Below are 25098 nucleotides of genomic sequence, written 5' to 3'. Positions count from 1 at the left end.
CAGCAGCGATCGGAAGGCGAGCTTAGGCGGCTTAGGGCTCAGCGCACCTGCTTGGGGACGATTGGATCGCTTGGAAAGTCGATACCGATTATGTCGTTGTTGGCATTGAGGATCACGAAGAGGGAATCGCTAAGCCGATTGAAATCGGTGTTTACCAGTACAAGACGCTGGTCGCCGCCCCCCTCGGCCACCACAACCTTGCGGATTCGTACAAATTCGCCGGTTTGACGTTGCAGCTGCTGCCAACGCACCTGAAGGCTGCTCGCTGAGATTTCCTTCTGCAGTGGCAGGCTCAAATAGCTGCGCGCTGAGATGAACTGGCCACTGCTTAGGGCGGTGACGAATCTTTTGGCAACCACGCTGGGTGCCTCATCGGTGACATCAAGGTGATAGCCAGCGAGTTTGCCCTCGGGGTTGAGCACGATGAACAGGTCTCGCTTGCCCATGCTTGTGGTGATGCTGGCCTCAACGGTGGTGTTGCGCAAACCCCCTTGCACGCTGAGCAGGGTCCAGCTCAACAGCTTCGGCTGGGTGCGCATTGTCTCCGCCACCATTGAAGGGCTGCTAACCGCCTTGAGTTCCTCTGAGAATTGGCTGTAGCGGAGGTTTGGATCGCGGCTTTTAACTGCTGCCAAAATGCGATTGGCGGCAGCGCGGGCGGCTTCGACGCTGAGGGCTGGACGATCTACGCCACCGCTCTGGCTCTGGGCCAAAGCTGCACTGCCTGATGTTCCTGGCAGTGCCGCCATGGTGATGCTCAGGCCGGTGGCCAGAGAAAGCATGCCGAGAGCCATGCGGCTGAGGGCTTGGGGCTGTTGAGCAGGGCGCAGGCGGCGCAGCGACATCGCAAAAACAAACATTTGGCTCAGTGTGCCCCAAATTTGCCGCCTAAGAGGGGCAGCAGCTGCAATTGGGAATCAGCTAGTTCAAGCTCCAGCGTGATCACTCGATGGTGCGGGCCGGCAGGGCCTAGGGGCTCGTGGCCATCGCCCGGGTTTACGGCAATCTGCGGCCAGGCCGCTCCTGCTAATGAGAGTCGCAACCGTTCCCCAGGGCCGAGCTCAGCTAGCAGGGGCTGCAATTGAACTTGCAGCAACGACTTTTCGCCTGCTAGCTGCTGGGTCCTGACCACGCCCGTGCACAGTTGGAGCACCCTTCCCTGGCGATCCAGCACTGAGAGCGCTGCACAAAGGTCAAAGCTGGGTTGGTCGGCCCGCACAGCAATAGTCAATAGGGGCCGTCCTTCCAGCTCCAGGGGCGTGCTGAGTGGTGAACTGCTGAAACAGATCACATCACTGCGGCGGTCGAGGTCGCCGCGTTCACACGGGCCTGGATCGAGGCCAAGGTGGCCGCCCCGACCTGGAACTGGTCGCCAGGGATCGTGCACTAGGGCGACTTCGCCGCTGCCAGATTGATCGAGCAGCAGTTCGCCCTCCTCAGCGTCGATTGTGGCCAGGCCACCACTGCTTAGCCCCCAGCTCAGGGGTCTGCTGTCTGATTTGGGTGCCCGCCAATGGCGGCTTGAGTGCTTGCCGTCTGTACGCAGGTCTTTTTCTACAAGAACTGCAGCGCTCAGTTCTTCTGTAGCGGCTTGATCCTGAAGATGGTGCTGAAAAAAGGCTAGTTGCAATCGATCAAGGCCGCCCTTCCAGTCGAGGTGGGTATAGGCGCCAATGCGCAGCAGCGGCGAGCCACCTGCAGCCTTAGCACTTGCAAAGAGGTTCAAGATGCCGCGCAGATGGGGGTCGTACCAGCCACCGATCAGTAGCATCGGGCGCTGCAATAGAGCTGCGCTTGGTTGGTGGCAAACCCATCTAGGGGCCTCGCTTGCCGGTAGCTGCAGCCAGCGGCAGGCCATGCCTTGGGGGTCATGGCGCTTGAGCAGCTCTAAGCCTTCAGCCAGAAAGGCGCCCGAGTCGAGGCTGCGGCGAATCGCTTGCCAGCCGGCATCGTCCCCAAGTTTTTGGCAGCGCAGGGCTGCCAATTGCAGTCCCCAGCCGAGGCCTAGGGCCCACCAGTGGGCTCCTCCCTCGCAGGCCCAGTCGCCGCGCTCGTCCAAGCCAGCCATAGCCGGTACAAGGCAGTCTGGAATAGCCGCTGGATCGTCGCTTAGTAGTTGGGTTAGGCCTTGGTAAGAAAATCCATAGCAACCGACTCGTCCGTTACTGCCATCAAGTTGGCGAACCCAGCGGATTGTGTCTGCCCCATCGGATAACTCCTGCTCGAATCCTTGGAAAGTTCCCTGGGATGCACCTTGACCGCGCACATCCTGAACAACTACCAGAAAGCCATGGGCTGCGTACCAGCTGGGATGGGCATAGGTAACAGTTGAGGCGATCGCTCGGCCGTAGGGCTGGCGCATCAGCAGCACCGGCCATGGACCTTGGCCTGCTGGTTGCCAAACTCGGCTGACCAACTGGGTGCCATCCCGGCAGGCCATGGCCTCGTCTCGCCATTGAACCTGCAAAAGGTTTGGCGCCGGGCTGCTCACTCAGCGCACATCGGGGCAATAAAGCCCAATTACATAGGTTATTAGTACCTCAGAATCCATAGGGCTGAGGTTTTGTTGGCGAGCGATCTGGCCGACGGCCGCACGGGATGTAGCGGAGAGCCCCTGGGCATTGAAGCTTTGAAACTGGCTGCAAAGCGCCTTCGCCTTGGCCGGGTTTTGCTTCACGGACTCCAGCAACTGGGATTGGGCCAGGACGGGTGTCCATACGGCTGCCAAGTTGATTAGCAACACCGGCAGCAGTCTGGCTAGGGCCCGGCCGTAGGCCGAGTGAATTTTGGGGGACTGGCGATCAGACAACGTATGAAGCCCCATTGCAAATCCATTTGAGCCATAAGGCACGGCGGCTGGAGCCTGCTCTGGATCAGTTTGTGGGGCGGCGTTGGGCGCGCTGGATCCACTTGTTCAAGGTGGCTAGATCGAGCAGCGGGGAGGCCATGCCGGTGAGGCTTCGCTGCAGTCGGCCCATCTGTACCAAGAGTTGGTGAGGGTCACTGGCCGCCAATCCAGCCCTGCTAGCGATGCCGGCGTAGAGCAGCAGGGCGGCTTCTGCCGGCTCGAGGCCAACCTCCACCACTAGCCGGGCCTGGCCCCGAAGCTTGATCAGCCGGGCCTCGCTGGCGCCGCCGCTGCGGCCAAGCCGGCGCAGGTCCTGGTCTTGGAGACCGGCGAGTTGGGGCCAGTTATCGATGCCGGCCAGCTCCAATTGGCGTTGTTCCCGCTTGAAGTGAATCGGCAATTGCCACATGGTTAGGGACCTAGCTCAACATCACCAGTTGTCAGGCTGCGGGTGGCTTCCGCCAGCACCACCGGCTTGCTCAGCCCCGGGGCGACCGTCTCCACCCGACGCAGTCGCACATGAACCAGGTTGTCGGCGCTGCTGCGGCCGCCACCCCTGAGGTTTTGGGCTACTTGCTGAACGGTGGGTGCCGCGGCCCCATCCGCTAGGCCGTCTGGCGCTGCTGCCACCACCAGGTCGATGCCGTTGTCAAACACCACGGGCACGCTCACGGCCCCAGCTAGCTGCACCCGAGGGGTGTAGCTCACCGCAAAGGCCAGGCAGGAAACGGCGAGCAGGGCCGTGAAGCTGGTGACACCAACCAGTCGAAAGCGAATTCCCCAGCGGCTCAGATAACCAATAATTGTTGTCAAAGCCAGGACCCCACTGGCGGCCCCCAGCCATTTGCCCGCTGTTAGCAGGATTGGATCAGCGGCCATAGGGCTGGAAGTTTGGGTTAGTGCCTTTATATTGCGCCGGTCGCAGGGGTGGCAGCCCACGGGAATGGCGGAGTTGCCAGAACAGAACCCTGGGCCAGTCCCTGCTTCGCCGTCACTTTCACCCCCACCCTGGCCTCGCGGCCCCGGCAGCTTCCGCTTGCTTGCGGCGTTTACTGGCGGCTGCGGTGGTCTGATTCTGCTGGTTTGGGGCGGGGATCAGGCCCTGAGAAAGCTCTACGAGCACTGGAGACCTCGGCTTGAGCAGCCGCTCAGCCAGCTTGCTGGCCATCCCGTTGAGCTTGGCGACTATCAGGGTCTGGGCTGGGGTGGTCTGCGCATTGGTCCCAGTCGCATCGCCCCTGGGCGGCTCGATAGCTCCTCAGTCTTGGTGCGTTCGGCTTTGGTGAGCCTGGACCCACTAGCCAGCTTGAGCCAGCGTTTGCCAGTGCTGCATGTGGGCTTGGCGGGAGTGCGAGCTGACTTGCGCCGCAACTCCCAAGGTCAGTTTTGGGTGCCAGGGCGGCTTGACCCAGGGACAAAGCCACCACACCTGGATCTCAGGTTGCGCCTGGTTGATCCAGCCGTGCTCAACCTGCTGCCTTCCGGTACCAGCCTCCGCCTCACGGGCCGCGGCGCAGTGCGGCCCCATAGGCGCGAGCTGGAACTGGCGGCTTGGCTGCGCTCGGAGGCGGCCGCTGGCGAGCTGGCCATGGAGCTCCAGGGCAATTGGCAGAGTCAGCACTGGGATGGAACCCTGCGGGCACAAGCCTTGCAGCTAGCCCCGCTGCAGCGCCTGTTAGGCGTGCCTGGTCAGCTTGCTGGTCGCGCAGATGGCAAGTTCGCCTTGGCCTGGAGGGATCGCCAGCCCTTCTGTCGAGGTGGAGCCCAGCTGCACCAATTGCGCTGGCGGCCGGCTACTGGCGCAGCCCGACTGGAGTTGCCATTCAGCCAATTGCGCTGCAGCGGCCAGGCGCTTGAGTTGAACCGCTCTGCTTGGCGCTGGGGAGTACCGGGGAGCAAGGGCCTGCAGGGCACGCTGTGGCTTAAGGGGTTGTGGCAGCGAAACCAGCTTCAGTTGCGCCAGTTTGAGCTGGCCCGCGGCCGTTCCTGGCTAAAGCTCAAGGGGAGCTTGGCCAGGCGTTTTGATCTGACGGGGCAATGGCAGCTCCGGCCCGGTGACCTTCCCCTGCAAGCCGGAACCCCCGCCTGGGTGTTGAACCAACAAATGGGCGGTTCACTGACGGCCAGGGGTCCGTGGGGCCTGCCCCAGCTCCAGGCCCGCTTTGGCCAGCCCAGCAACCCGTTGCTGGGGCGCTGGGATGCGGTTCTGGATTGGCGTGATCAGCGCCTAGTGCTGCAAAGGTTCACCAGTGCCCACCTCTCGGCCCAGGGGGTGTTGCCCCTGGGCTTGCGGGCCGGTGAGGGGCTGGTGCCGGGCCAGCTCGATCTCAGCCTGGAGCTAGATCGCTACCCACTCGAGCGGCTCGATCTGCTTGTGGGCGCCCAATTGCAGGGAACTTTGCAAGCCTCCGGCCGGGTGCGGGGCCCACTCAATGCCTTGAAGCCAGACCTGGATCTCCGGATCGACCAGCCCGGTGCCGGCCCCCTCAGCTTGCGGGAAAACTGGCAGGGACAGTGGTTTGGTGATCCGGCTGGTGGTGGGCGCCTTCGCATGGAAGCCCTAGCCCCAGCTCCGGTGGGGGTGCTGGAAGCCCGCCTCGATTCCCGTTGGGTCCCCCTACAGGTGCGCCTTGAACGGGCCGGCGGGGAGCTCGAACTCAATGGCCGCCCTCAGGGCTATCGCTGGCAGGCATCCCAATTGCCCATCGATGGATTGCAGCTTGCCCTGGGACCAAATTCGAGGCGTCAGCCCCTGCAAGCCCGGCTGAGCGGTCAGGGCCTGCTTGAACTCCAACCCCTGGCCTTCAGCGGCAGCGCCCAGCTCGATCGGCCAGTGTTTTTAGGCGTTTGGGGGAAATCGGCACAGGCGAATTTCCGCTATGCCAAGCGTCGCTACTCAGTCCAAGGAGCTTTCTCTCCTCTTGCTGGGGGCAACCTTGCCATCGATTGGAGTGGCGTGTGGCATGGCGCCTTCCGAGCCCGCCTTCAGGGTGAGCGATTACCGCCGCTGTTTTTGCAGCAGTTGGTCAGGGCTTGGCCCCTGTGGCGCGGCGAGAGCGCGCCGATCCTGGGCCGGGCCAGCGACATCGGCACTTTGCTGATCGACACCTTTAGCGGCAGCGTGCAGGACCAGCTGCGGGCCCTGGAGCTAGCTAGAGCTCGGCTGAGCGCTGCCCGGCTGGAGCGTGACCGGCAAAGCAGCCCCAAGGAGCGACTGCAGCGGCTGGCAGGTCACATCGACGCAGATTTGCGCCTTGACGGAGCCAGCCTGCTGGAAGCCAGCGCCGACCTCCAGGCCCGCGCCCACCTTTGGTTGCCTGAAGCAAACCAGGACCAGCCCCTTACTTCTGTGCCGGTGCAGGTGAAGTTCACCGGGCCCCTGCGGCGGGGGGCTGGCAATTTCAGCCTGGCCGACCTGCCCCTTGAACTGTTGGCGCTGCTCACTCCTGTTCCTGCAGGTTTGCGGGGCCGCCTATCTCTGCAGGGGCGCTACCGCCTCGGCACTCCCCAGCCTGAGCTTGCCCTCAACATCAGCCTGGTTGATGGCTACCTAAGGGAAACGGCTTTGGTGCTGGAGCGGGGCACCATTCAGCTGGAGCAGGCCAGGCTGCTCCTTGATCTTTCTTTGCGGGCGGCCGGAGCTTCAAGCAGCGTCGAATTGGCGGGGGTTGTGCCCTTGGATTCAGGCAAGCAGGGCCTTGAACTGCGCCTGGCCAGCCGCGACGACGGCCTGCGTTTCCTGGCGGGGCTTGCCCAGCCTGCCCTGCAGTGGAACCAAGGCAGCGGCGACCTGCAGCTGCTGGTGCGCGGCAGCGTCAGAGAGCCGATCGCTAACGGATTTTTGCGTTTCCGGGGTGCTCAGTTGCAGTTCATCGGCCAAAAGGTTCGTGATGTCGATGCCACCTTGCTGTTCGACTTTGAGCAGCTCCTGCTTCAGGAGTTCAACGCCAAGGTGGGAGATAAGGGAGTGGTGCGTGGCAGTGGCAGCCTGGGGCTGTTTCGGCCTGAGGCCACCGCCGATGGCAAAGACGCCAACCTGATGGTGGTGCTCGAAAAGGTGCCCTTTGCCATGCCCCGGATCAAGGCCGTGGCTGATGGGTCCCTTCAAATCGGTGGCAGCCTTGCTGCCCTTGATATTGGCGGGGAGCTGGCTGTAGCCCGGGGCAGCGTCAACGTCCAGCCGGCCCGACTAGCCAGTGAAGCCAATCTGGCGGCTCCAGTAGTCAGCGCCGCTGAATTACTCGAATCCCGCTGGGATTACGACCAGCCCATGGTGCTGCTCGGTCCCGATGTGGAGAGCAACGCCAGTGAGACCCTGCGGGCCGCCGTGCCTAATGCCAGCTTTGTGGGTTTCGATGACCTGAAGCTGAAGCTGGGCCCCGATCTGAAGGTGGGCATCCCCAACTTGGCCAGCTTTGGCACCAGTGGGTTGCTGCGACTTAACGGGCGGCTGGATCCGAGCCTGCGCTTGCAGGGCGTGGTGCGGTTGCTGAACGGGCGACTGAATCTGTTCACCACCACGTTTGGACTCGACCCCGACTCTCCAAACGTTGCGGTGTTCACTCCCTCGATGGGATTGATTCCTTTTCTTGACATCTCGCTGCGTACCAGGGTCTCCGACAACCTGCCTACCACCAGTGGTGTTGGAACAGCCGGCAGCCTTTCGGTGCAGGACTTTCAGGCGGTTGGCGCCACCAACTCCCTCGACCAGCTCAACTTGGTGCGGGTTTTTCTGAGTGTGAGCGGCCCGGCTGACCGACTTGCCGACAACCTGGTGCTGCGCAGTTCGCCGCCGCTCTCAGAGGATCGTCTCCTGGCCCTGATCGGTGGCAATACCCTTGCCGGCCTGGCGGGATCGGCAGGCGGCACTGCTCTTGCCACCGCACTAGGACAAACCCTGCTCTCTCCCCTGCTCGGCACCCTCGGCGATGCCTTCGGCCAGCGACTCAGCTTTGCCCTTTATCCCACCTACGTGAACCAAGGTGTGGCCAGTGGCGCCGAACGTCGCTCAGGTCGGGTGCCGCCCCAGCTGGTGCTGGGAGCTGAGTTAGGTCTTGATCTCACGGAACGCTTCAATGCATCTGTGTTGGCTGCCCCCAACCGCTCCGACGTCCCCCCCCAATTAAATCTGAATTTCAAGGCCTCAGAATTGCTCAACCTGCAGGGGGCCATCGACTCCCAGGGTGCCTGGCAGACCCAGTTGCAGCTGTTTTTCCGCTTCTGAGCTTGTTTATTTCGATGCAGTGATTCCGATGAACCAGTTGATCGGGGTGGATCTCGGTGGTAGTGCCATCAAGTTGGGGCGCTTCAGCGAAGCCGGCGACCTGCTGGCGGAGCTGCAGGTGCCTACGCCCCAGCCAGCAATGCCTGGTGCAGTGACAACGGCGATCGTGGCGGCGGTCCAGCAACTTGATCCTGAGCGGTTGGCCGATCGGGTTGGGGTGGGCCATCCGGGGCCGAGCGACCAGGCCGGCCGGGTGGCGCGCATCGCCATAAACCTGCCGGGTTGGCTGGATGTGCCCTTGGCCAACTGGCTCGAGCCCCTGCTGGAGCGCCCTGTGACCCTGGCCAATGACGCCAACTGCGCCCTGATCGGTGAGCACTGGCTCGGGGCGGCCCGAGGAGTTGGCGATGTGTTGCTGCTCACCTTGGGCACGGGAGTGGGCGGAGCGGTGTTGCTTGATGGCCATTTGTTTACGGGTCATCGGGGGGCGGCCGCCGAGCCCGGGTTGATAGGCCTCGATCCCGCTGGTCCGCCCTGCAACAGCGGTAACAACGGCTCCCTGGAATCCTTCTGCAGTCGCCGCGGCTTCGATCGCCTCTCCAGCGTGGATCCGGCTGAACTCTGCCGCCGGGCCACTGGCGGCGATGGCGAAGCCCTGGCGGTGTGGCGGGCCTACGGCCAGCTGCTGGGGCAAGGGTTGAGCTCCCTGCTCTATGTGCTTACTCCGGAACTAGTGCTGATTGGTGGTGGCCTCAGCGGCGCCAGCGATCACTTTCTGCCAGCGGTGTGGCAAGAGGTGGAGCAGCGGGTGCAGGCGGCCAGCCGTGAGGGCCTGACGATTCGTCGCTGCAGCCTCGGCAACGGAGCCGGCCGGCTGGGGGCGGCCCGCCTGGCGCTGCAACGTTTGGCGCCCAGCTTGGGATGATGGCTTGATGATTGCTGATCCCTCCCCAGACCTGCTGGCCCGGGCCGCCCAAGTGCGCCGCTGCGCCATGGCCCTGGGCCAACTCGACGATGGCCAGCGCCGTCAGGCCGTGCTGGCCATGGCAGAAGCCCTAGAGCAGAGCAGTGAAGCCATTTTGGCCGCCAACCAGGCCGATCTTGAGGCCGCTGCCGCCGAGGAGCTGGCGCCGGCGCTGGTGGCACGGCTCAAGCTTGATGGTTCCAAATTGGCAGGGGCGACCGCGGGAGTGCGCCAGGTGGCAGAGCTTGCCGATCCGGTTGGCCGCCGTCAGCTCCACACCGAGCTAGATGAGGGGTTGGTGCTGGAGCGGCTGACGGTGCCCCTGGGGGTGCTGGGCGTGATCTTTGAGGCGCGGCCAGATGCGGTGATGCAGATCGCCTCCTTGGCAATTCGCTCCGGCAACGGCGCCCTGCTCAAGGGTGGCCGCGAAGCCAGCCGCAGCTGTGAGGCCATCCATGCAGCGCTGCGCCGTGGCCTTGCCGCCAGTGCGGTGCAACCCGATGCCCTGGAGCTGCTCACCAGCCGGGAGGAGAGCTTGGGGCTGCTGAAGCTCGACGGGCTGGTGGACCTGATCATTCCCCGGGGCTCCAATGCCCTGGTGCGCTTCATCCAGGACAACACTCGGATTCCTGTGCTGGGTCACGCCGATGGCATCTGCCATCTGTTTGTGGATCGGGCCGCCGACCTTGAGCTGGCTCTGAAGGTGTCGTTGGATTCCAAAACCCAGTATCCGGCAGCCTGCAACGCGATCGAGACCCTGCTGGTTGATGCGGCGATAGCTGCTGATTTTCTGCCTAGGGCCGTGCTGGCCTTCGGGGCCGCCGGGGTTGAATTGCGCGGCGATGCCGCCGCCATTGAGCTGGGCGTGAGCCATGCAGCCACAGACGACGATTGGAGCACCGAATACTCCGACCTGATTCTGAGCGTGAAGGTGGTGGCCGATCTGGAGGACGCGCTCCAGCACATTGCCCGTTACGGCTCCCGTCACACCGATGCGATCTGTACCGGAGAAGCCGCCACGGCCGACCGCTTCCTGGCTGCGGTAAACAGCGCCGGGGTGTATCTCAATTGCTCCACCCGCTTCGCCGATGGCTTCCGCTACGGCTTTGGCGCCGAGGTGGGCATCTCCACCCAAACCATGCCCCCCCGCGGCCCAGTTGGGCTGGAGGGTTTGGTGACCTATCGCTACCGGCTGCGCGGTGAGGGCCATATCGCCGCCGATTACGCCAGCGGCTTGCGCCATTTCAGCCATCGCCCCCTGCCCCTTTGAATTTCCTGCCGTGAGCGATGCGATTCAGGTGCGCGGCCTGCGGCTTTGGGCCCATGTGGGGGTGCTCGATTTTGAGCGCATGGAAGGCCAGTGGTTTGAGCTGGATCTGGAATTGGGCGTGGATCTCAGTGCTGCTGGCCGCAGTGATGCCCTAGGCGACACCCTCGACTACAGCCAGTTGATCACCGCCTTGCAACAGCAGGCCCGCAGCCTGATCTGCCAAACCCTGGAGCACTACAGCGAAAGGATTCTCGATCGGATCGAAGAGCTCTATGGCCCGGTGCCGATCCGCCTTGAACTGCGCAAGTGTGCGGCTCCGGTGCCGGGCTTTGACGGGGTTGTGGCGGTGCGGCGCAGCCGCCGGCAAAGAACTAACAGCCTCAAATAAAATGAATTTCTTCCGAATTTAGTAAGGCTTCAAAATGTCATTAAACGGGTACAAGCATCGATCCCGAAGAAATCACTGGTAGTTGGCAGTTTTTGTTTAGGCGCTCCTAACTAAGGAGCACCCCTCTTGGGATCTTTCATGATCACCGGTTTTACATCCAGCCACAGAGTTCAGTCTCTGCTGGCGATTTGCCTGATCTCAGCCGGAGTTTGTGGTGCGCAGTCCGTGCAGGCTGGCCCCACCTTGGAAACCACTGAAAACTCGGCGATCGGTGCCCAGGCCACCTTCAACAACAATTGGGCCCAGACCTTCGAAGCAAAGGGGGCGATGAGCATTGATATCGCTGGAGATGGGGTTCTACTTCCGTTTGAGCAACTGACAACCACGCCTGCGCTGTTGCCGAATTCAGGGTTGGCGTCACTTACGGCCACCGTTTCCAACATGACTGTGGACGGCGGAACGCTTGATGCCTCCTCCTTTGTCAATCCTGAGGCGACGGTTAATGGCAATCCTATTAACCCCAACAGTGTGGTGTTGAACACAAGCACGACTAACGGATTGCCAGCCCTCCAAATCACACCTGGCACAACCGATAGCTCCGTGATCGGCGCCAGCATCATCGGCACCAATATCGGCACCGCCAGCCTGCAGGTGACTGGTTCACTGAACACTTCGGTGATCAACAACCTCACTGCGTTCTGATCCAACCCGTTGTGATGCTGGTTCGCGCAGGCTTGCTGTTGACGTTGGTGCTGGCTGGCGCTTCGAGCGCGTGGGCCCAATCGGCCCGGGTGACCGACATCCAGGCCATCAGCACCAATGTGACCTCCGTGAATGGCGGCGGCTTTTCGATCGTGAGCGATGGGGGTCTCAGCTATAATGGCGCCCTCAATGCGATCACGCCGCTGGATTCGGCCATCGGCGTGCGGATCGTGATTAACGATCAGGTGTTGCTCGACGGGGTGCCCGCTGAGGTGCAGGCATTGGTCGATAGCGGCCGTGCCCGCATCAACAGCCTCAGTCCTGAGCTAGTGGGGGCCCGGATCAATGTGACGGCTGCCGATACCGTGTTGCTGGGTATCGGTGGTCGCTTGCCGATGCCAATCGCGATCGGCGGTAGTGTCCAATCTCTTCGCAGCGAGCAGGTGGACGGCCAGAGCATGAGCGTCTTCCCAGGCCTGTTTCCCAGCGTGTTCAATTCCAGCAGCCTGGTGAAGCGATGAAGCAGCTGCTGCCGTTGGCATTCACGATCCAGTCGCTGTTGCTGGCCATGTTGCCTGCTGCCGCCCAGGTCACCGTGGGGTATAGCAACCCGATCTTCACCTCAGCGTTTGTGGGCGTGGAGGAGCGGCGCGGTGTGCGCGAAACGGTGCAGTTTGGTGTTGCGGGCGTGAATGTGGTGCCAGCTGATGGCAGCTTGATCTACGACGAAAACACGATCTGGAAAATTGACCAACCGGATCGTCCCTTTTCACTCACGGTGGTTGAAAACAGTCCCCAGCTGGAGATCCGCAACAGTGATGTCATCACGCGTTCGGCCCAGGTGGGTCGCACGGAGCGTGTGTACGTGCAGGTGTCCGGTCCGGCGGCTGAGTCCCTGCGCTCGGTTTTTCTCGATGGCCTTACGTTGCCGGATGGTCCGGCCCTGCCCAGCACCAGCATCAGTGTGTTTGCACCATGACCCGCTGGTTTGCCGTTTCTTGTTTGCTGTTGGGCTTGGCCGGAGGCTTGCCGGTCCGTAGCCAGCGCATCCCGCAAGTGACTGGCTGGAGCTACAGCCGCTCAAATGGCATGGGCACCCAGAACCGCACAGCGGTGAGCAGCCGCAGCGACAGCAGCGGCCAGCAGGTGGCGATCGAGTCGGGCAATGTTGAGCTGATCAAACGGTCCGATGGCACGACGGCCTACCGGATCCTGGATCCTTCCGAGAAATTTGGCTCTTTCTCCCAATCCACAAGCTCGGATGAGCGCAGCCGCTTCCAGGGGCTGAGTCTGTTCACCCTTAGTGATTGGGGTTATTCGGTGTTTACCTATTGATCGCTAGATGCTTGTCGCACCATTTTCATCAATAGACCATCTAATTGAGCCGATGCTGAGTTGAGCGCTAGCCGAGGGCCGATCACTTCCTTAGTGGATTTTGGATCCTGAGGTAGCGCGCGGGCCAGTGGTTTCGTTGTTCGGAATTGTGAATGACTATTGCATAGAGCCTTCGCGGCAGAATATTCAATTCACTTTCTTCGGAAGCACCTCTACGTAGGCCAACCAACTGGCGCCATCGGCGGAGAACTCATTCAGGGACTAGTTCCTCAATATCGAGCTGTTTTCCACGAAGGCTGAGACTCAGGCCTGGCCTCACGACCAGCACTATCTAGAAAATAACAAGAAACACACAAAAGCTCGACCTCATGCACTTGTTATGCCCCGCTGATCCAAAACCCTTACAGTGACAAAGAGAATGCATCAGCCCATGGCCAGCTCCACCGACCCAATCATCGTTGAGCTGGTGGATGGCACCAAGGTGGTTGTGCCGGATTCGCTGGAGTTAATCACCTCCTACGTACTGCAGGAACAGGGAGACTGGTTTGAGGATGAAATCAAGTTCCTAAGGGAACTGGTGCAATCAGGCGATGTGGTCGTGGATATTGGTGCGAACTACGGAGTGTATGCACTGTCGTTAGCGCGGAAAGTGGGAGCGAGTGGACAGGTTTGGGCCTTCGAGCCGGCATCGGAAACCGCCATGCTGTTGCGTAAGAGTGCTTCAGCGAACCACACGCCCTGGCTGCAAGTCGTGCAACAGGCATTGTCTGATCGAGAGGGCACAGCCTGGCTAAAGATGCCTGGCCATTCTGAGCTCAACAGCCTCGTTCATCCCTCCTCGCTGGAATTAGCGGGCCAGCAAGGTTGCGGTGCTTCGGTAGCGATCACAACGTTAGATCGCTGCCTGGACATCCATGCCTGGAACAGGGTTGACCTCTTGAAGCTCGACGCTGAAGGAGAGGAAGATCGGATTCTCAGTGGTGGCCAGAGGTTTTTCCAGGAGCTCTCGCCTCTGGTGATGTTTGAAGTGAAAGCTGGCACCAAACTGAACCTCGATCTGGTGCTGCGTTTTCAGGAACTGGGCTATCAAAGCTTCCAGCTGATTCCAGGATTAAACGCTCTGGTTCCCTTTGCTGTAGATTACCAAGTGGATGGTTACCTGCTGAACCTGTTCGCAGCAAAGCCTGACCGTATCGCGACATTGGCCGCTGATGGCTTGCTTGTAGATGGACCCCATGCCATTGCAACTGATTCAGAAGACGCCGTCTTCATGGATCCTTGCCTAAAAGCACTGAAAGAGAAACCCTATGCAAGTAGGCTGGCAGTGAGCTGGGAACTTGATCCACAGCAAACCGACAGGGCCGCAGTTTGCAGTGCCATGGCAGCGTGGTGTTTCGCTCAAGATCATGAGCAACCGACCGCAAGTAGATCTGTCGCGCTGTCACAAAGCCTTGTCCTATTGCAGCAGGTTTACCAGCCCGGATGTAACCCTGGCCGCTTGGCGAGCCTTGCAAGGGTGGCACGGGCTTGTGGTGAACGAGTTCAGGCCGTTGATGCGCTTAATGCATTGGTGGGGGAACTCCAGTGTGGTAGTCGGCTGGATCTTTATGAACCATTCCTCAGTCCAGAACCGACATTTGATTCACTCACTCCTGCAGAACTAGCTGAAACCTGGCTGGAAGCAGCAGCCTTATCTGCCATTGAACAACTCAGTAGCTTTTCAGGCTTCTACACAGGTCAAGATGCAATTCCAAGGTTGGAGAGAATTTATAGTCTCGGTTTTATTCCGGATCCGATCTACCGTCGTATGCAGCTGGTTCAGCAGCGCTATCAGGGCCCAATCAACTGCTTGCCTTTACCCCTCCAGTTTTGCCAGACCCCGCAACGTTCCGAGGGTTCCATAGGCCCAGGCCTGGCTTCAGTCTCCCTGCAGCAGTCCAAGCAGCAGGCGATGGAGTTGATTGGGGCCGAGCGCTACGACGAAGCCCAGCAGATCTATGAGTGGCTGCTGGCCTCCGGCCAGGCCGACGCCCAGGTGTGCGCGAACTTGGCTGCCCTCCACCAGATTGCTGGTCGCGCCGCTGAATCGATTCCGCTGCTGGAGCAGGCAATCGCCTTGCAGCCGGCCTATCCCGAGGCCCTGCTCAACCTTGGCAATGCGCTCCAGACAGCCGGACGCTCCGAGGATGCGATCAAGGCATTTCGCAAAGCGATTGCTTTTAACCCCGCTCTGCCGGAAGCCCATACCGGGCTGGGAGTTGCCCTGCAGGCACAGGGCCAGCTCGAGGAGGCTATTGAGCACCACCGCGAAGCACTGGAGCTCAGGCCCGCCTACCCCGCTGCCTGGTCGAATTTGGGGTTTGCCCTGAGAAGCAGGGGTGATTGCCTGCAGGAGGCTATCGCCGCATTTCGCGAGGCACTGCGGCTTAAGCCCGAGTACCCCGAAGCCCTCTCCAATCTCGGCCTCGCCCTGCTGACGGATGGCCAGAGTGAGACGGGCATTGCCAGCCAGCGCCAGGCGATCGCGATCAATCCCAACCATCCGCAGTTCCATCTGAATCTGGGCGACGGGCTGCTCGAACTCAATCGCCTACCGGAGGCAATTGTTGCCTTTCGCACGGCCATTCAGCTCAATCCAGATGAGCTCAAGGCTTACCTCGGCCTGGCCAGGGCCCATCAATTGCTCGATGATTTCGAGCAGGCCCTTCTGATTACTGAACAAGGGCTGAAAATCGATCCCGACTGGCTGCCGATCCATTGGATAAAAATTAAGGTCTTGAAGATGATCGGCATGCCCGAGGCCGCAAGTGAAGCGATCGAGGCCATGCTGACCAACCAACCAAGCTGCGGAATGAGCCACCTCGCCAAGGCCTGCCTGCTTCAAGAGACCTATCGCGATCAAGAGTGCCATCTCTCTCTCGATCAAGCGTTAGCAATTGATCCCAGTCTCTACGCAGCTCACTATTGCCGCAGTTCTTTGTTGGCGTCGGCTGGTAAATTCAAGGATGCGATAGCTGCTCTAAAACAAGCTGTGGCTGTTACTCCATCCTTCTACCAAGGGTACAGCTCACGCTTTTATCTCGATCTGTTCTGCCATGGTGAGGATGGTGTGCGTATCCGCATGGAAGCGGAACAGTTCTGGAGGCAATACCCAACCCTCCTGGTCGACCCCTTCCCGCCACGCGAGCCAATTGCAGCCCAGGTCTTGGCCGACGCAGCACCAATCCGCCTGCTTTTGATCTCGGGGGATATTGGCAACCATTCTGTTAGTTGCTTCCTTGAGCCGGTGTTGCGGGGCATCGATCGTCTGAGCTTTAAGGTGGTTCTAGCCCTCACCCACCGCCGGCGCGAAGCCCGTGCCAAAGAGCTGGAGCAACTGGCTGACGAGCTGGTGGATCTCACCGGCCTAGATGAAGCGGAGGCGGTTGCGGTCTTGCGTCAAAGGAGCTGCGCCGTTGCGATCGACACGAGTGGCTGGACCGAATACAACCCGCTGCGTCTATTGCGTCATCGAGTTGCACCGGTTCAGTGCCATTACGTCGGTTTCTGCGGCACCACCGGCCTAACCAACATGGATTACATAATTGGTGATGCGGTGCTGACACCGCCTGAGCTCCAGAACCAGTTCAGTGAAAAGATCTGGACGCTGCCGCGCTGCTGGTCGACTTATGCACCCACTTTTGCACCGCCGCCCCTAAGAGATCGGCGGGAAGGCGCACCGATCACTTTTGGCTCATTCAACAATTTACTTAAGGTGGGAGAACGCTGCCTAGAGTTTTGGGCAGCGGCGCTGCAATCGGTGCCCTCTGCAAAGCTCCTGTTGAAAGATAAGAGTTCAGCTAACTCTTCCGTGCGGGATCGCATCTCGCAGGCGCTTGCTGATCTAGGAGTGGATCTCGATAGGATCACTTTCATTGATCGATTGGCTGACTGGCATGACCATATGGACCATTACAACGAGGTGGACATTGCTTTCGACACCACGCCGATGACCAGTGCAACTACCGGCTTCGAGGCGCTCTGTATGGGTGTGCCGCTGTTGGCGATCCAAAGCGACTGGATGGGTGGTCGCATGAGCTCTTCTGCTCTCACAGCCTTGGGTCGCGAAGGATGGATCAGCCGTGACCCCTCGGCGTTTGCAGCTAAGGCCGCTGAGCTAGCCGCCGCTAGCCTGAGCCAGCCCAACCTACTAAAACTCCAGTTGCACCGGCAGGTGCGTGCTTCTGAGCTCTGGGATGGAGCTTCTCTCTGCGGTGCGCTCGAACAGGCTTTTATGCAAATGCTTGAGCAGTGTGCTGGTGGCAGCAGCTGAACTATGTACTTCTTTTAGCAGAGGACAAAAAAAGCACGACTTTCGCCGTGCCTATAATTTGACCGTGCCTTCAGGTCAGAATGCCGAGAGGCTGTTAAGCACGCTCAGGCTTTCTGTGAAGTTTCCACTCGCAGCACTGGCACCGATTGCCTGGGAGGTAATGGATGCGCTAATAATGCCACTATCGCTTCCGGCACCTGTGATGGCGATGCTTGGTATACCAGATGTGGCATCTTGATTAAATACAATACCTAGTGCAAGACGTGCCGTTACGATTGGACCTGCGTCGCTTGTAGTTACCCCAGCGGTTGGAGCGTTACCACCAAGGCCGACGACACCAGCCTGTACGGCAAAAGAAGTGGTATCGCTGGTGTTCTGGAAGCCATCCTTGTCGAATGCGGCGGTGAGTGTCGAGGTCCCTGCGCTTAGGTTGCCTGCAATACCCGGAAAATTGGTAGAAGACGCAGAAGCAGTACTTTGTTCTGTTACTGCGAATGGATTAACAGTGCCCGAGTAGTTGCCTGTAGCAGAGAAAGATTGAGCCTGCTGAAGGTTGAAATTGGCACCAGCGTTGAAGGACTGGCCGCTTATGGCGTTGAGGCTGGGGCCAGCTTGTGCAGGGCTCAGCATCAAGCCTTGGCCAAGCAAGGCGATGCCGGCGCCGGCAGCGGTGAGGATGAGGTTGAGTTTGGGATTCATGGAAGCAATGCAGGAATTTGCCCCCCAAGCCCGCTTAATGCGGCCTTCGGACTTGTTAAGGGATTGTGAAACCTTAAGGCATCATGAAGCCCCTGTTTCTTTTTATGTATCCTCTGATACCAATTTTTCCTGCCGCTGGCCAAATTGGTCTTTTGGGTTCGCTTTTATGGGCTTGATATCCAATTAATGCCCCATAATGCAAACGTAAATTTTTGCGTTTTTTGGGGATGTTCGGCCTTTGGCCTGCTGGCCGGCTACGCCAGCAAGCGCTTCGTGCTTGTGCCTTGCTAGCTCTTGTTTCCTCTGGCAACACCAGAATCGTGGTGGCGCAACAGGTACCCACGGCAAGTGCTTCGTCGGCTGCAACTGCTGCTGGCACTACGGTCAATAACCAGAACAATTCCCAGATCAATACCAACTCTTTTTACGGCTTCGGGCCCGGTATCAACTGCCCCACCCCCACTTTTTCAGTCGCTGGATTTGGCGGCAGCGGTTCGGGAAACAGCAACGGTGATGTGATCGGTGCCCAGGTGGATAGTGATAATTACGGCGGCATTGTGAGCATGACATTTCCTATAGGTGGTGCTAATGCCGAAATCTGCAAGGAAATCGGCAAGGCTCAAGTGCAAGCGCTCCAGAGCCAGGTGGTACGAGCAAATACCGAGGCACGCAAAACCCAGGCCGATATCAATCTGGTCACCGCGATCAAGTGCGTTGAGATCATGCGCGTGGCCAGCCTCACTGGTCAGTTTGCCCAGCTCTGCCAGGGCGTGATGCCACGGGGCATGGCAGCCCAAGGCGAAGCCCAACCCCCAGTGCGGCAGCGGTTTAACCCTTGAGAGTTTTCCTTCAACCAATCCACGCGTTTATCTGGGTTGGGGTGCTTTTGCTGGCAGCCCCCGCGCTCGCTGGGCCACGGGTTCGGCTGATGCTGGCTGTGCCAACGGCCGATGCCTATGAGCAGGTGATGGCTCTGGTGCATGACGGCCGCTTGACCGCTATGGACGGCGAGGCATTTGTGGTGGTGGGGGAGTTCGACGATGCACGCCAGGGTCATGCTCTCGGGCGCGCCCTACAGCGCCGGCTGCGCCTTCCCTTTGAGCTGGTGTACGACCCTCTCCATCCTCAGGCAAATTTGGCCTGGTCTCCTCCACTGCCCGCCTCACGACCCCTCGAGCCGGTGGTTTTGGCAGAGCCCACCGTGGCAGAAACCCTGATTTATCTCTACGCCGACCCCCAGACCACCGATCAGGCGGCCAAATTGGCCTCCTACCTCCAGCAACCCACCCTGCATGCCGATGCCGACGGTGTGAGAGTCGGCGTCTACCGCGAAACACCGAAAGGCTTGCGCGCCTTCCGTCTGCGTCAAGCTGAGCTGCAGGCGCTGGGCATTCCCTTGCTGCCTTTGCGTCGTAGCCCAGGTGCTTCCCTCGCGCTGGCGGTTGGTTTGTGATGCGTATTGGCTTCAGGTTGCTTTTGCTGCCTACTCTTCTGGCCCTGCCCCTCAGTGCCAGAGCATCGAGTTTTGATGTGTTTTGCACCGACAATTCCGATGGCACCCAAACCTGCGCGGGCTGGGAGGGGGGCGAAACGCTCACCTGCATTCGTAGCCTTGGCAGCACCAACACCTGCTCGACCCCTTCCGGCCGCAGTTTCACCTGTATTCAGTCCCTTGGTGGTGTGATCTCTTGTACTAATCCGCCCAGCGGCAATGGCCGTTCAGCTGGCCCTCGCTGTGTACCAGCAGGTGATGGTTCGCTTGTGTGCGCAGGGGAGGACCCACCATCTGCGCCTATGATCGAGTCACCGCGGCTTCCCAGTGCGGCTGAACCCCTTGATGCGCCAGCCCTAGCTCCCCTGCTGCAAGGGGATTTCATGAATCCAAGCGTATTTAATTGATTCGCGACTTCGTCGCGCCGCCAATCATGCCGGCTGTTGCAGACGCAGCTGAAAGCCATCGCGGCGATGGAAATCCGCTTCGCTACCGCCATGCTGAAGGGCAAAATAGCTCAGTTGTCCGTTGCGCTGCTCCAGCACGGCCGTGATAGCCAAGATCAGCTCTCGCTGATCGATCAGCGCCGGTGGCAGTTGGGTGATAATTGCCAGCTCATCGCCTCCTGCATGTGAGTCTTGGGTGATTGAGGGTTGGTGGCAGCTGGGCTCGGCCTGGAGATCGCTGCGGTAACCATTGAGCTGGTAGATGTTCCAGTCGCCTGAGGGGCAGAAGTTGTATTCCCAGTAGCGTTGCATCGATGGCGTGCTGATGAACAGCTCCATGCAGGTGCTCTGCCAGATTCCATCGCGGCGGCTGGCTTTGGTCTTAGTTGGGGGCCACAGCACCGGGCTAAAGGTGTCGTGGGAGGCTTGATGCAGGGTGTATTGGATGTGCAACTCTCCAGATAACAAAACAACCGAGCCTGTGATGCTGATGTCTTGATTGGTTTCCTTGTTAAAAGGGGTGAGCTCAAAGGAAACCTTTTGGTAAGCCTTACCGGAGGATTCAGTCATGGCAGCAGTTCATTGCTGGAAGTCAGTCGTGCTATCAATGCGCGAAGCGCCGGCTCCTGGTCCTCAATGCTTTCGGTGAGCCGAAACTGCACTCGGGCGCGAACTAGGTTCTGGCGGGCATGGCTGGCTTTGAAATACACGTTGCCGGCCAGGTGATCGGTGAAAAAGCGCAGCCCCAGTTCAAAGGGCAGCAAGCGGATAGCGTCGTAGAGGTGATCTAAGTCGGCCGCGCTCAGGCAGCTGCCCGCTTCGGCCAGGTATCCCCGCAGCAGTGCCTCGGCTAGCTCCAGGTTGAAGTGCACCGCCTCTAGATCTGTGCACTCCTCGCCGGCGGGGTTGCAGGCCGAGCGCAGGCAGTCGCCAATGTCGTAGTGCAGCAGGCCCGGCTTCACGGTGTCCAGGTCGACTAGAGCCACTGCCCGGCCGCTGGTTTGGCAGAGCATCACGTTGTTCACCTTTGGGTCGCCGTGAATTGGGCGGAGCTGCAGGCATCCTGCTTGTCGCGCGTTCTCCAGCACCGGCACCAGGTCGAGCCGCTGCTCCACGATTAGCTGGCAGGCCTCGCTTTCTGGGCACGGCGGCACTGCACTGTTAGTCAAAACATCCTGGTAGCGCTCCAGGTATCGGGGTGTGACGTGGAACCCTTCCAGGGTGTCGTGCAGCTGGTTTCCGGGCAGATCGTGCACCAAAGCATGAAAGCGCCCCAGACCTCGGCCAACCTGCTCCGCCTGTTCGCCGTTTTCCAGCACATCAAGGCTGTGGGTGCCAGCAATGAAGGTGAGCAGGCGCCACGCGGATCCATCCGGTTGTCTCAGCAGGCATTCCCCGCCGTTGAGTAAGGGAACGGGGCTGGGCACCTGGCAGCCCGCTTGATCGCCCTTGGCCTTCACGTGGCGCGCCAGAGCCAGCAGATTGGCCATTACCAGCTCTGGCTGGGGAAACACAGCCGTGTTTAGCCGCTGAAGCACAAAGCAAGTACCGGTGGCGGTGTCCACCCGGTAAGTGTCGTTGACGTTGCCGTTGCCCAGAGGGGTGATTGTGGTCACCGCTGCGGGAAGGTCAAAGCGACTGGCGATGGCGTTCAGATCTGGAGCGGAGTCTCCCATCAGGCGGCCACCAGCCCGGAGTGGCGGATCAGAGCCTCGCTGCTTGGCTGACGCCCCCGGAAGGCTTCGAACACCTCCGCTGGGGAGCGGCTGCCGCCGAGGCTGAGCACGGTGTCGCGGAAACGGCGGCCGGTAGCAACGATCTCCTCCTCCTGCTCCAGGCCCACCTCCTCGAAGGCACTGAAGGCATCGGCGCTGAGCACCTCGGCCCACTTGTAGGAGTAGTAGCCGGCCGCATAGCCGCCGGCAAAAATATGGCTGAAAGCGCAGAGGAAGGCATCCTCGGCAATGGGCTCCAGCACCGTTGTGGTGGCTGCGATCTGGCGTCGCAGTTGATCTGGACTCTCACCGCTTTCGGGGGTCCACTGGCTGTGCAGGCGTAGATCGGTGAGGGCGAAGTGCACCTGGCGCAGGGTGGCGCCGCCAGCCATGAAGGTGCGGGCTGCCAGCAGCTTCTGGTATTCGGCCTCCGGTAGCAGTTCGCCGCTCTGCCAGTGGCGTGCCATGCCCATCAAGGTGGCCCGGTCATAGCACCAGTTCTCCATGAATTGGCTGGGTAGCTCTACCGCGTCCCACTCCACGTTGTTGATACCGGCGGCCTGGGGCCGCTCCACCGTGGTGAGCATGTGCTGGAGGCCATGGCCAAATTCGTGGAAGAGGGTTTCCACCTCGTCGAAGGTCATCAGGCTGGGGGTGTCCCCTACCGGTGGGCTCTGGTTGCAGATCAAGTAGGCCACCGGCAACACAGGCTCGCCGCTGGCGCTGCGGGAGCGGCCGAGGCATTCATCCATCCAGGCTCCACCGCGCTTGCTGCCAGGGCGGCTATAGGGATCAAGGTAAAAGCCTGCTAGGGGCTCCCCGTTACAGGCTTCGAGCACTCGGAAGTAGCGCACGTCGCTATGCCAGATCGGCGCCTCCCCATCGGCTGCCACTATTTGTATATCGAATAGGCGCTGGCAAAGAACAAATAGCCCTTGCAGTACCTGCTCCAGGGAAAACCAGGGTCTAAGCGCCTCGCTGTTGAGCTCGAAACTCTCTTGCCGCAGCACCTCTGCCCAATAGCTCACGTCCCAGGGCTTCAACTCAGCTGCCTCTGGTGCTCCGTGACGGCTTGCGCAGGCAGCAAGGGCGGCGAGCTCTTGCTGGGCCACTGGAAAGGCTGCAGCGCGCAGGTCTTCAAGTAGGCCTTCCACCTCATGCACCGAGCCGGCCATTTTCGAGGCCAGGCTTACCTCGGCCCAGTTGGCATAGCCCAGCAGCTGGGCTTGTTTCAACTTCAGCTCCAGGGTTTGGGCAATCAGGGGATTGTTATCCAGTTCGCCGCTTGCTGCCCTGCCCACCTGGGCGCGGTAGACCTTTTCGCGCAGGTCCCGGCGCTCACTGAATTTTAGAAAGGGCACCACCCTGGGCATGTCTAGCCCCAGGCGCCAGCCGCTTTCACCAGCATCTGTCGCAGCTTGGGCCAGCAGCTGCCGCAGGCTGGCTGGTAAGCCGGCCAGTTCGTCTTCGCTGTTCAAAGTGAGGCTCCAGCCGTTGGTGGCATCGAGCACGTGGTTGCCGAAGGCGGTGGCGAGTTCGGCGAGCCGCTCACAGGCGGCGTTGAAGGCTTGCTGCTCCTGCCCCTCCAGGCCCACGCCCCGCAATTGCATGTCCCGTAGCTCCGCCCCCAGGATGCGCATTTGGGTGGCATCGAGCTGGCTGGGATTGGCTTGCAGTGCCTTGAGAGCCCGATATATCGCTCGCGATTGCCCAGCGCGGTTGCCGAATTGCACCACGGCCCCCTGCTGCTGTTGGTGGGCTTCCCTCAGCGCTGGTGTGTTGCAGACGCCATTGAGATGGCTCACCACCCCCCAGCTCCAGCGCAACCGCTCGCCTAGCTGGTGCAGAGGCTCCATAACCTCCTCCCAGCGGAGCGACTCGGATTGGCCTAAGCGCAATTCCAGCGTGGCTTCCAGGGCGGAGAGCGATTCGTTTAGCTCGCTTAGTAAGGCAGGGATCGCCTGCTCTACCTGCTCCGGCGTGATCGCATCGAAGGGCGGAAGCCCCTGACCAACCAGCAAGGGCAGGGGTACGCTCAGGGTCATGGATGGGGGATTTAGTGCACCTATTCCAGCCGATCCAACAAGCTTTTGTGAACTAGCCCAGGGCGGTGACCCGGCCCATGGCAACCAGGGCAGTTGCACTCAATTGCTGGGCCAGGGCGTTGGTTGAGGCCTCATAGACATCAATTGCTAGCCGCGGCCAAAAGCCAATCGCCAGGGTTGGTATCAGCAGCGTGAGACCAATAAAAAGCTCCCGCGGACGCATGTCTCCAACCACTGCTAGGGCCGGAATTCTCGGACCGAAGAACACCCGGCGGCAGAGGCTGAGCAGATAAACAGGGGTTAGCACTAGTCCGATCGCCGCCAGCACGATGGCGATCACCCGGAAACCGATGGTGAAGCCGTCGTTTGCGGTGATGCCGAGAAACACCGTGATCTCGCTCACAAAGCCACTCATGCCTGGCAGGGCAAGGGAAGCAAGAGAGCTGGCAAGGAAAAAGGCGAAGGTGATCGGCAGGGCTTTGGCGAGGCCGCCCATGTTGGGGATTGAAAGGGTTTCGGTGCGTTCGTAAAACACCCCGGTAACAAAGAACATGGCAGCTGCGATCAGGCCATGACTGATCATCTGCAGCATGGCGCCGCTGATGCCAAGGGCATCTACTGCACCAATACCGAGCAGCACAAAACCCATGTGGCTCACGGAGCTGCAGGCAATGCGCCGTTTGACGTTGTCCTGGGCAAAAGCATTCAGGGCGCCGTAGACGATGTTGACGATGCCGAGCACAATTAGGGCTGGTGCCAGCCTCAGATGCACCTCCGGAAGCATCTGCACGTTGAAGCGCAGAAGGGCGTAGCCACCCATTTTCAGCAGCACTCCTGCCAGCAGCATCGATACGGGCGCATTTGCTTCACCGTGGGCGTCGGGTAACCAGGTGTGGAGGGGGAACATTGGCAATTTCACCCCGAAACCCACCAGGAAGCCCAGATAGCAGAGCAGGCCAAAGGTGCCACCGGGGGAACGGCTGGCTAGCTCTGAGAGGTTGAAGCTGAAGCTGTCGCCTGAGAAAGCAAGAGCAAGGCCGCTCAACAAGATGAGCAGGGAGGCTGTGGCGGTATATAAAATAAACTTGGTGGCCGCGTATTGTCGTTGCTTGCCACCCCAGATCGCGATTAATAGATATACAGGAACTAGCTCAAGCTCCCAGGCAAGGAAGAAAAGTAGAAAGTCTTGGGAGAGAAAAACAAGGCCCTGGGCTGAGGCCTGAACCAGCATCAGGGCGAAATAAAGGCGGGTTTTGCTCTTTATGTTCCAGCTGGCCGCCACCGAAAGCAGGGTTACCAGGCCTGAGAGCAGTACCAATGGTGTTGAGAGGCCATCAGCCGCCAGGGACCACTCCAGGCCCATGGCCGGCACCCAACTGACCCTTTCGACCAGTTGCAAATCACTGCTGGAGCCATCGAAGTGCCTGCTAAAGCAGAACACCATTAGACCAAGGTCAATTGCCAGGGTGGCGAGGGCCAGGGTGCGGGGCCACTTGGGGTCGCTGCCATCTCCTGGCAGCAGCGGCATTACAAGGGCGACTGCTGCCGGCAGCAGCACGATCAGGCTCAGCCAGGGAAAGGCTGATTCCGCTGCTGTAGCGCCCAGGCTGGACGCGGCTAGCAGGGGCATGTTGATGTCCATCACGGCCCGATTGCAG

The 25098-nt window shown here is 60.4% G+C and carries 21 protein-coding genes; 11 read left to right on the top strand and 10 right to left on the bottom strand.

Going from position 1 to position 25098, the window contains the following annotated elements:
• Positions 1–38: 38 nt before the first annotated feature.
• The 5 genes from KBY73_RS09990 to KBY73_RS09970 form a co-directional block, all read right to left on the bottom strand.
• Positions 39–845 carry a DUF3887 domain-containing protein gene (locus KBY73_RS09990; RefSeq protein WP_254936924.1) on the bottom strand — a complete coding sequence of 269 codons (807 nt, stop codon included), beginning with the start codon at positions 843–845 and terminating at the stop codon, positions 39–41.
• A gap of 20 nt (positions 846–865) precedes the next feature.
• Positions 866–2440 carry a CocE/NonD family hydrolase gene (locus KBY73_RS09985; RefSeq protein ID WP_254936923.1) on the bottom strand — a complete coding sequence of 525 codons (1575 nt, stop codon included), beginning with the start codon at positions 2438–2440 and terminating at the stop codon, positions 866–868.
• 51 nt (positions 2441–2491) lie between these two features.
• Positions 2492–2809 (bottom strand): hypothetical protein, encoded by a 318-nt coding sequence (locus KBY73_RS09980; RefSeq protein ID WP_315858426.1) that lies wholly within the window; start codon positions 2807–2809, stop codon positions 2492–2494.
• A gap of 64 nt (positions 2810–2873) precedes the next feature.
• Positions 2874–3257 (bottom strand): DUF4332 domain-containing protein, encoded by a 384-nt coding sequence (locus KBY73_RS09975; RefSeq protein WP_254936921.1) that lies wholly within the window; start codon positions 3255–3257, stop codon positions 2874–2876.
• Between the two features lie 2 nt (positions 3258–3259).
• Positions 3260–3727 (bottom strand): Ycf51 family protein, encoded by a 468-nt coding sequence (locus KBY73_RS09970; RefSeq protein WP_254936920.1) that lies wholly within the window; start codon positions 3725–3727, stop codon positions 3260–3262.
• 157 nt (positions 3728–3884) lie between these two features.
• Between KBY73_RS09970 and KBY73_RS09965 the strand changes: the two genes are divergently transcribed.
• The 9 genes from KBY73_RS09965 (at position 3885) to KBY73_RS09925 (ending at position 17043) form a co-directional block, all read left to right on the top strand.
• Positions 3885–8072, top strand: coding sequence for a translocation/assembly module TamB (locus KBY73_RS09965; protein ID WP_254936919.1), 4188 nt, complete (start codon positions 3885–3887; stop codon positions 8070–8072).
• A gap of 28 nt (positions 8073–8100) precedes the next feature.
• Positions 8101–8997 (top strand): ROK family protein, encoded by an 897-nt coding sequence (locus KBY73_RS09960; RefSeq protein WP_254936918.1) that lies wholly within the window; start codon positions 8101–8103, stop codon positions 8995–8997.
• 7 nt (positions 8998–9004) lie between these two features.
• Positions 9005–10306, top strand: coding sequence for a glutamate-5-semialdehyde dehydrogenase (locus KBY73_RS09955; protein ID WP_254936917.1), 1302 nt, complete (start codon positions 9005–9007; stop codon positions 10304–10306).
• 10 nt (positions 10307–10316) lie between these two features.
• Positions 10317–10694 (top strand): dihydroneopterin aldolase, encoded by a 378-nt coding sequence (locus KBY73_RS09950; protein ID WP_254936916.1) that lies wholly within the window; start codon positions 10317–10319, stop codon positions 10692–10694.
• A 138-nt stretch (positions 10695–10832) separates the two neighbouring features.
• Entirely contained in the window at positions 10833–11396 is a 564-nt protein-coding gene (locus KBY73_RS09945) for a hypothetical protein (RefSeq protein WP_254936915.1), read from the top strand.
• A 32-nt stretch (positions 11397–11428) separates the two neighbouring features.
• Positions 11429–11917, top strand: coding sequence for a hypothetical protein (locus tag KBY73_RS09940; RefSeq protein WP_254936914.1), 489 nt, complete (start codon positions 11429–11431; stop codon positions 11915–11917).
• Positions 11914–12375, top strand: coding sequence for a hypothetical protein (locus KBY73_RS09935; protein WP_254936913.1), 462 nt, complete (start codon positions 11914–11916; stop codon positions 12373–12375). The genes KBY73_RS09940 and KBY73_RS09935 overlap by 4 nt, the downstream gene beginning before the upstream one ends.
• A 47-nt stretch (positions 12376–12422) precedes the next feature.
• Positions 12423–12731, top strand: a complete 309-nt coding sequence (locus KBY73_RS09930) for a hypothetical protein (RefSeq protein ID WP_254936912.1) — start codon at positions 12423–12425, stop codon at positions 12729–12731.
• A 430-nt stretch (positions 12732–13161) separates the two neighbouring features.
• Positions 13162–17043 (top strand): FkbM family methyltransferase, encoded by a 3882-nt coding sequence (locus KBY73_RS09925; protein WP_254936911.1) that lies wholly within the window; start codon positions 13162–13164, stop codon positions 17041–17043.
• Positions 17044–17118: 75 nt separating this feature from the next.
• Here KBY73_RS09925 and KBY73_RS09920 read toward each other — a convergent pair whose 3' ends face one another.
• Positions 17119–17742, bottom strand: coding sequence for a hypothetical protein (locus KBY73_RS09920; RefSeq protein ID WP_254936910.1), 624 nt, complete (start codon positions 17740–17742; stop codon positions 17119–17121).
• 320 nt (positions 17743–18062) lie between these two features.
• Between KBY73_RS09920 and KBY73_RS09915 the strand changes: the two genes are divergently transcribed.
• Both KBY73_RS09915 and KBY73_RS09910 read left to right on the top strand, forming a co-directional pair.
• A complete protein-coding gene (locus KBY73_RS09915; protein ID WP_254936909.1) occupies positions 18063–18581 on the top strand; it encodes a hypothetical protein in 519 nt (172 codons plus the stop codon).
• A gap of 89 nt (positions 18582–18670) precedes the next feature.
• Positions 18671–19195, top strand: a complete 525-nt coding sequence (locus KBY73_RS09910) for a hypothetical protein (RefSeq protein WP_254936908.1) — start codon at positions 18671–18673, stop codon at positions 19193–19195.
• 470 nt (positions 19196–19665) lie between these two features.
• Here the strand turns inward: KBY73_RS09910 and KBY73_RS09905 are convergent, their stop codons facing one another.
• Genes KBY73_RS09905 through KBY73_RS09890 form a run of 4 tightly spaced genes read right to left on the bottom strand, consistent with a single transcriptional unit; the run spans position 19666 to position 25082 of the window.
• The gene (locus KBY73_RS09905) at positions 19666–20250 is read right to left on the bottom strand and encodes a DOMON-like domain-containing protein (protein WP_254936907.1); all 585 of its coding nucleotides are present in this window, start codon (positions 20248–20250) and stop codon (positions 19666–19668) included.
• Positions 20247–21356: a phosphotransferase enzyme family protein gene (locus KBY73_RS09900; RefSeq protein WP_254936906.1), complete on the bottom strand. Its 1110-nt coding sequence runs from the start codon at positions 21354–21356 to the stop codon at positions 20247–20249. Before KBY73_RS09900 ends, KBY73_RS09905 begins: the two co-directional genes overlap by 4 nt.
• The gene (locus KBY73_RS09895; protein ID WP_254936905.1) at positions 21356–23440 is read right to left on the bottom strand and encodes a M3 family metallopeptidase; all 2085 of its coding nucleotides are present in this window, start codon (positions 23438–23440) and stop codon (positions 21356–21358) included. The genes KBY73_RS09900 and KBY73_RS09895 overlap by 1 nt, the downstream gene beginning before the upstream one ends.
• Before the next feature lie 52 nt (positions 23441–23492).
• The gene (locus tag KBY73_RS09890; protein ID WP_254936982.1) at positions 23493–25082 is read right to left on the bottom strand and encodes an NAD(P)H-quinone oxidoreductase subunit 4; all 1590 of its coding nucleotides are present in this window, start codon (positions 25080–25082) and stop codon (positions 23493–23495) included.
• Between the last annotated feature and the right edge of the window lie 16 nt (positions 25083–25098).

Source organism: Cyanobium sp. Tous-M-B4, assembly GCF_024345395.1.
GTDB lineage: Bacteria > Cyanobacteriota > Cyanobacteriia > PCC-6307 > Cyanobiaceae > Cyanobium_A.
Note: the sequence above shows the minus strand (reverse complement) of the source record. Positions and strands in the feature narration are given on the sequence as shown.